This window comes from Mesorhizobium sp. M0195, assembly GCF_040322115.1.
In the GTDB taxonomy this organism is placed as follows: Bacteria; Pseudomonadota; Alphaproteobacteria; order Rhizobiales; family Rhizobiaceae; genus Mesorhizobium.
The window spans coordinates 36,777-42,938 of the sequence record NZ_JAMYSV010000030.1 but is presented as its reverse complement, the minus strand read 5'-3'; the positions used below and the strand labels follow the sequence as shown (position 1 = coordinate 42,938).

The following is a 6,162-nucleotide window of genomic DNA, read 5'->3' as shown; positions in this document are numbered from 1 at the left end:
TCCGAAGACCTCGGCATCAAGCTCGAGAATGTCGGCCTCAACATGCTCGGCCGCGCCAAGAAGGTGTCGATCTCCAAGGAGAACACCACCATCGTCGACGGCGCCGGCAAGAAGGAAGAAATCCAGGCCCGCGTCGCCCAGATCAAGCAGCAGATCGAGGAGACCACCTCGGACTACGACAAGGAGAAGCTGCAGGAACGTCTCGCCAAGCTGGCGGGCGGCGTTGCCGTCATCCGCGTCGGCGGTGCGACCGAAGTGGAAGTCAAGGAAAAGAAGGACCGCGTCGATGACGCCCTCAACGCGACCCGCGCGGCCGTCGAAGAAGGCATCGTTCCCGGCGGCGGCGTCGCCCTGCTGCGCGCTTCGCTGGCCATCACCGTCACCGGCGCCAACTCCGACCAGACCGCGGGCATCGCGATCGTGCGTCGCGCGCTGCAGGCTCCGGCCCGTCAGATCGCGGCCAACGCCGGTGCGGAAGCATCGATCGTTGCCGGCAAGATCCTCGAGAACAAGGGCGCGACCTTCGGCTACAACGCCCAGACCGGCGAATATGGCGACATGATCGCCATGGGTATCGTCGATCCGGTCAAGGTTGTGCGCACGGCTCTGCAGGACGCGGCCTCGGTCGCCGGCCTGCTCGTCACCACCGAAGCCATGATCGCGGAGGCTCCGAAGAAGGAGTCGGCTGGCGGCGGCATGCCTGGCGGCATGGGCGGCGGCGGCATGGGCGGCATGGGCGGCATGGACTTCTAAGAAGTCCATAAAGCACGCCCATGAACTCACGTTGCTCAAGCCCGCAAGCGGGCTTGAGTGGCGGCATGGATTTCTAGTCCAGCCCATCTACCTTCAGATACGGAAAGGGCGGCCGAGAGGTCGCCCTTTTTGTTTGCTTTAGCGGTTTGCCCGCTCAGACGGCGGCGTCAATCCGCCGCGAGGGTGAGATTTTGGCAGGCAATGCACCCTCAATCAGCGCCGCGACTTCATCGGCTACTGCCAGCACAGGGGCACGGTCGTGGGTGGCGCGTGCGATCACCATCAACCCTTCCAGCGATGATTCGACCAGCAATGCGAGCGCGTGCGCGCGGCGCTCGGGCACCCCTGCCCTGACGAAGGCGGCCCTGAGCAAGCCTATCCACTGCTCGAAAGCCGAGCGGCACAATTCGGCCAACTCCGGCATGTCTGCCGGCGAGTCCAGCACCACGGGCGCGATCGGGCAACCGAGCGTGAACTGGTTGTCTTCCAGCATGCGGGCGACAGACTGGTAGATGTGGTGGACAGCCACCGCCGGGTCCTTTTCGGCGGCGAGCGCGGCGCCCAGCCTCTGCGTCACCTCGTCGACGCTGTCGCGCGTCACCTCGATGACCAATTGGTCCTTGCCGCCCGGAAAGTGGAAGTAGAGCGAGCCTCTCGGTGCGCCTGAGGCGCTCAAGATGTCGTTGAGCGACGTGCCGTGGTAGCCGCGCTGCCTCAGCAGCCGCGCCGTCGTCTCGATCATACGGGTGCGGGTGTCGTTCGCCATGTCAACCTCTGTCAGGAGTGAACACTATAGGCCTTGCGTCCAATATAGCAATCGGTCTACTTAATATGTAGATCAGTCTACATATTCGGGAAGGAGAGCCGATATGCGCAGTTATCGCCTTGAAGGAACCGGCGGAATCGAACGCCTGGTGAGGCGCGATGAGGCGCAGCTGGCGCCGAAGCAACACGAGATCGCCGTGCGTGTGCGCGCCGCTTCGCTCAACCGCCGCGACACGATGATCCTCAACGGCACCTATCCACTGGCGCCACGCCAGGGCGTTATCCCGCTGAGCGACGGTGCCGGCGAAGTCGTTGCCGTCGGCGATTCCGTCACCCGCTTCGCCGTCGGCGACCGCATCACCGGCAGCTATTTTGCGCGCTGGATCGACGGCCACATCAATGCCGGGCTGATCGACCAGCTCGGTTGCACACTGGACGGGATGCTGACCGAATACGCGGTGCTCGATGAGCAATGGGCGGTGCGGCTTCCCGATCATCTCGACTGGCATCAAGCGGCGACGCTGACCTGCGCCGGCCTGACCGCCTGGAATGCGGTGACGGCAGCCGAAATGCCGAAGCCCGGCCAATGGGTCCTTGTCATCGGTTCAGGTGGCGTCGCGCTGTTTGCGCTGCAATTCGCCAAGCTGCTCGGCTGCCGGGTCGTGGCCGTCAGTTCGCGCAGCGAGAAGCTGGACCGGCTGCGGGCGCTGGGCGCCGACCTCGTCGTCTCGACAGCCGGCATGCCGGAATGGGGTGCTGCGGTGCGTGAGCAGACCGGCGGCGTCGACCTCGTCGTCGAGACCGGCGGCCCGCCGACCTTCGCGCAATCGATGATCGCCTGCGCGCTTTACGGGCGCATCGTGCTTCTCACCATACAGGATGCGAAAGGCGGGACGGTGCAGATCCCCGGCCCGGTCTACCAACGCAGCCTCGCCACCATCAGCCGGCTGTTCGTCGGCAATCGCGCCAACCTCGAAGCCATGCTGCGCGCCATCTCGGTGCATCGGCTTAAGCCTGTCATCGACAAGGTGTTCGCCTTCGACGAGGCCCAAGACGCCTATCGCTATTTCCAGCAAGGCGACGTCTTCGGGAAAGTGGTCGTCGACGGCGCCTGACTGGTTCACCCCCAAAATTCGATCGAGCCTCAAACTAAAAGGAGAGACGCAATGACCATTCGTGAAGCAGAAGCTCAATGGCAGGGATCGTTGAAGGAAGGTTCGGGTCGGCTGAGACTAGGTAGCGGCGTCTTCGAAGGTGCCTACTCCTTCCCGTCGCGTTTCGAGAACGGTCCCGGCACCAACCCGGAGGAATTGATTGCGGCGGCGCATGCCGGCTGCTTCTCGATGGCGCTAAGCGCCATTCTCGGCCGCGAAGGTTACACCCCCGCGCGCATCCACACGATCGCGAAAGCCCATCTCGGCGCCACCGCGGCCGGACCGACGCTGACCCGTATCGAGCTGGAGACCGAGGCAAGCGTCGCCGGGCTGGCGGCGGGGGATTTCGAGCGGCTGGCGCAGACGGCCAAGGAGAGCTGCCTCGTATCGCGGGCGCTGGCCGGCGTCGCCGTGATCACGCTCACGGCCCGCCTCATCGAAACCGCTACTGATCACTGAAGGGAAAGGAATATCCAATGACACAGGAACTCATCATCGACATCGCCGCGGCCAAACGCTCCGCCGAAACGGCCGAGATCATGCGGCGCTACAACGAGGTCTTCCAGCGCCACGACCCATCGGCGCTCGACGATCTGGTGGCGGAAGACTGCGTGATCGAGAACACCACGCCGGCCCCGGACGGCGGCCGCCGCATCGGCAAGGGCGCCTGCGTCGAACTGTGGTCGGCGATCGCGACCGGACCCGGCACGCGCTTCGACATCGAAGAAACCTTCGTCGCCGGAGACCGGGCGACGATCCGCTGGCGCTACTGGATGGCCGACGGCAATTCGCTGCGCGGCGTTAACCTGATGCGCGTGGCGGACGGGCAGATCGTCGAGGCCATGGGCTATGTGAAGGGATAGATTTGCGCTGCCCGCGACCTTCCTGTCTACCGGTCCGCCAGCGCCAGTTTGGCGCCGAGCATGACAAAGGCTCCGGCGAAGGTACGGCGCATCCAGGTCAGCACCTTTGGCCGCGACACGACATGGCTGCGGATTGACGCCGCGAAAACGCCGTAGCCGACAAAGACCGCCAAGGTGAGCAGCATGAAGACGCTGCTGAGCTCCAGCATCTGCGACAGCGCATGCGGTTCGGTGGTGCTGACGAATTGCGGGAGGAAGGCAAAGAAGAAGATCGACAGCTTCGGATTGAGGATGTTGATGAGGATGCCCGAAGTGATCACTTTGCCGGCCGAGCGCGGCGCAACATTTTCTTCGACGCTCAGGCCACCCTTCTCCTTCAGCGTGTTCCAGGCCATGTAGAGCAGGTAGGCGACGCCGAGATATTTCAGCGTCTCGAAGGCGACGGCACTGGTATGCAGCAGAGCCGCGAGGCCGGTGATGGCGGCCGCCATGTGCGGAATGATGCCGAGCGTGCAGCCGAACGCGGCAATGATGCTGGCGCGCGCACCACGCGAAAGCCCGGCGCTCAGCGTATAGAGAACGCCGGTGCCGGGCGAAGCCACGACAATCAGCGACGTCAACAGAAATTCGATGCTCACAGATGGTCTCCCGGTGCTGGCCCCGCCGCCGGCAGCGTAATCAGCGAAACGTGCGGGCACAAGCCAGCCTGAGAGCCTGTCCGCATTCAGATCATGCTATTGGCGTGCAGCTTGCTATCCGCGATGGGCTGCCGAACTTCCCAGTGTTCGACCAGCTTGCTGTCCTTCAGCCTGAAAATGTCGACAATGGCCAAGCCCTCCTCCTCCGGTTCGCGTTTTGCGTGCATGTGCACGATGACGAAATCCCCTTCGGCAAAAATCCGCTTCACCTCTCCCCTCACGAGGGGAAATGACTGTTTGAGCTGCTGCAGATAGGCTTTGAAACCGTCCGCACCATCGGCAATGTTGGGATTGTGTTGGATGTAGCGTTCGCCAAAATGCATCGAAGCAGCTTCGATGTTGCCTTGATTTACTGCTTTGTCGATGAAGTCCAGGACGATCGCCTTGTTGGTCTCGAGCGAATTATGGATCTTGGCTGGAACTGGATTTGATGGTTCGTCACGCATGTTTTTGCTCCTTCAGGTGCCTGCTTCTGCCTGTTGTGGACTGGAGCGTCCGCAGGCTCGGCCGACATTGCCAATATAATCAGCCACGCTTGTGAGATGATCGATATGCTATTCGCCTGGATTCTTATCCAATCGTCTAATATCGTCTGGTTCATTGTCGGAGGATGGTTCTCATGGACGCCTTGTCCGAACTTCTTGCTTCGCTGCGATTTGGCAGCGCCATGATCGGCAGCGCGACCCTGCATCGGCCATGGGGTATTTCGGTGGATCCGACAAGGAATGCCGCCATCCACGTCATACAGAACGGCGAATGCTGGTTGCGGCTGACTGGTCCAAAAGAGCCGATCCGCTTAGGCGAGGGAGATGTCATCCTTGTCGCGAGCGGTATCGGGCATGCCCTTTGCAATCCGGCGGATGCACCGACGGCATCGATATCCGCCGTCCTTTCCGCAAATCGGAGCGGACTGGAACCGAAAAGCGAGAGCGACGCGACAACTCTTCTTTGTGCGAGATATTCACTCGACGGCGTCGGGCCATACCCGATGGTTTCGCTGCTTCCTCCGCTGATCCATTTGACCCGAAATCAGATTGGCACCAGCGAGCCGCTGCGGCTTGCCCTGGAACTTCTGCAGGTCGAAGCGAAAGGCGATCTCGGCGGCCACGACATTGTCGCCCCACGCCTTCTCGACAGCACGTTGATCTTCTTGTTGCGTGCCTGGATCGAACATCAGCCACTCGGAACAGGGGGATGGTTTGGCGCCTTGCGCGACAAAGGCATTGCGCAGGCTTTGCGCCTGATCCACGAGCGGCCGGGCAATCCCTGGACCATCGCTTCCCTTGCCAGCGGCGCAGCACAGTCCCGGGCCACCTTCGCGCGTCGCTTCGCTCAACTGGTAGGACAGCCGCCGCTGTCCTATGTGACCCGGTGGCGGATGAACCTTGCCGCCAAGGCTCTGCGGGAAACGAACCAGAACATTGGCGAGATCGGGCGCGCCGTCGGATATGAATCGGTGCCGTCGTTCTCGCAGGCATTCAAACGATTGACCGGACGATCGCCCGGCCTCTACCGCAGCGACTTTCGCGCATCTGATTGACGAAATTCAAACTGAGACGCCAGCCCGAGGGCCGTCATTACAGCGTCGGCAGACCGTGAGCCCGACGCGCGATCAGGCAGTCGTCATCGCCCGGCATGCAGGCGCGGCAGACGTCGGGGCGGATGTCGTAGATGCCGCAGGCCGTCGACTTGCCGACCTCGCCGCACAGTGCCGAACAGCGCGCGCCGTCGCAGCGCATACCGGCTTCGTCGGCAGCCACGTATTTTTGCGGGATAAGGTCGAGCTGCGCGTCATCCTCGGTGGAGAAGCGCGGCCATCTGGACGAGTAGGCGCAGCAGGCGCCACAGGTCTGGCAATCGAAGGCAATCGGACCGGCGCCCTCTTGTAGCGACGAAAACTCCTCTGCGACCGCCAGGTCAAGCAGCCTT

General features: G+C 62.6%; 9 protein-coding genes. 5 read left to right on the top strand and 4 right to left on the bottom strand.

The genetic code is table 11. The features are described from left to right. Positions 1-753: TCP-1/cpn60 chaperonin family protein (locus NKJ12_RS29485; protein ID WP_352706949.1), on the top strand; the 753-nt coding region annotated here is incomplete at its 5' end. Positions 754-907: 154 nt separating this feature from the next. Here NKJ12_RS29485 and NKJ12_RS29480 read toward each other — a convergent pair. Continuing rightward, positions 908-1,519, bottom strand: a complete 612-nt coding sequence (locus tag NKJ12_RS29480; RefSeq protein ID WP_352479322.1) for a TetR/AcrR family transcriptional regulator — start codon at positions 1,517-1,519, stop codon at positions 908-910. Between the two features lie 103 nt (positions 1,520-1,622). Between NKJ12_RS29480 and NKJ12_RS29475 the strand changes: the two genes are divergently transcribed. The 3 genes from NKJ12_RS29475 to NKJ12_RS29465 are packed head-to-tail and all read left to right on the top strand — an operon-like array spanning position 1,623 to position 3,535. After that, a complete protein-coding gene (locus NKJ12_RS29475) occupies positions 1,623-2,633 on the top strand; it encodes a zinc-dependent alcohol dehydrogenase family protein (RefSeq protein WP_352706946.1) in 1,011 nt (336 codons plus the stop codon). Between the two features lie 51 nt (positions 2,634-2,684). After that, positions 2,685-3,131, top strand: coding sequence for an OsmC family protein (locus tag NKJ12_RS29470; protein ID WP_352479320.1), 447 nt, complete (start codon positions 2,685-2,687; stop codon positions 3,129-3,131). A gap of 17 nt (positions 3,132-3,148) precedes the next feature. Further along, positions 3,149-3,535 (top strand): nuclear transport factor 2 family protein, encoded by a 387-nt coding sequence (locus NKJ12_RS29465; RefSeq protein WP_352706944.1) that lies wholly within the window; start codon positions 3,149-3,151, stop codon positions 3,533-3,535. Between the two features lie 26 nt (positions 3,536-3,561). On the opposite strand, the gene NKJ12_RS29460 is transcribed toward NKJ12_RS29465, so the two are convergent. Together NKJ12_RS29460 and NKJ12_RS29455 are read right to left on the bottom strand one after the other, a co-directional pair. Beyond that, on the bottom strand, positions 3,562-4,173 hold the full coding sequence (locus tag NKJ12_RS29460) for a LysE family translocator (protein ID WP_352706941.1): 612 nt from the start codon (positions 4,171-4,173) through the stop codon (positions 3,562-3,564). A gap of 86 nt (positions 4,174-4,259) precedes the next feature. Then, positions 4,260-4,679 (bottom strand): nuclear transport factor 2 family protein, encoded by a 420-nt coding sequence (locus tag NKJ12_RS29455; protein ID WP_352706938.1) that lies wholly within the window; start codon positions 4,677-4,679, stop codon positions 4,260-4,262. 164 nt (positions 4,680-4,843) lie between these two features. On the opposite strand from NKJ12_RS29455, the gene NKJ12_RS29450 reads away from it, so the two are divergent. After that, positions 4,844-5,773 carry an AraC family transcriptional regulator gene (locus NKJ12_RS29450; protein ID WP_352706936.1) on the top strand — a complete coding sequence of 310 codons (930 nt, stop codon included), beginning with the start codon at positions 4,844-4,846 and terminating at the stop codon, positions 5,771-5,773. 37 nt (positions 5,774-5,810) lie between these two features. Here the strand turns inward: NKJ12_RS29450 and NKJ12_RS29445 are convergent, their stop codons facing one another. After that, positions 5,811-6,149, bottom strand: a complete 339-nt coding sequence (locus tag NKJ12_RS29445) for a YkgJ family cysteine cluster protein (protein ID WP_352706953.1) — start codon at positions 6,147-6,149, stop codon at positions 5,811-5,813. Positions 6,150-6,162: the final 13 nt, after the last annotated feature.

Bases quoted from the DNA above. Each gene is read 5' to 3' on its own strand.
- NKJ12_RS29480 (WP_352479322.1), bottom strand. From the start codon at position 1,519: ATGGCGAACGACACCCGCACCCGTATGATCGAGACGACGGCGCGGCTG.
- NKJ12_RS29475 (WP_352706946.1), top strand. From the start codon at position 1,623: ATGCGCAGTTATCGCCTTGAAGGAACCGGCGGAATCGAACGCCTGGTG.
- NKJ12_RS29470 (WP_352479320.1), top strand. From the start codon at position 2,685: ATGACCATTCGTGAAGCAGAAGCTCAATGGCAGGGATCGTTGAAGGAA.
- NKJ12_RS29465 (WP_352706944.1), top strand. From the start codon at position 3,149: ATGACACAGGAACTCATCATCGACATCGCCGCGGCCAAACGCTCCGCC.
- NKJ12_RS29455 (WP_352706938.1), bottom strand. From the start codon at position 4,679: ATGCGTGACGAACCATCAAATCCAGTTCCAGCCAAGATCCATAATTCG.
- NKJ12_RS29450 (WP_352706936.1), top strand. From the start codon at position 4,844: ATGGTTCTCATGGACGCCTTGTCCGAACTTCTTGCTTCGCTGCGATTT.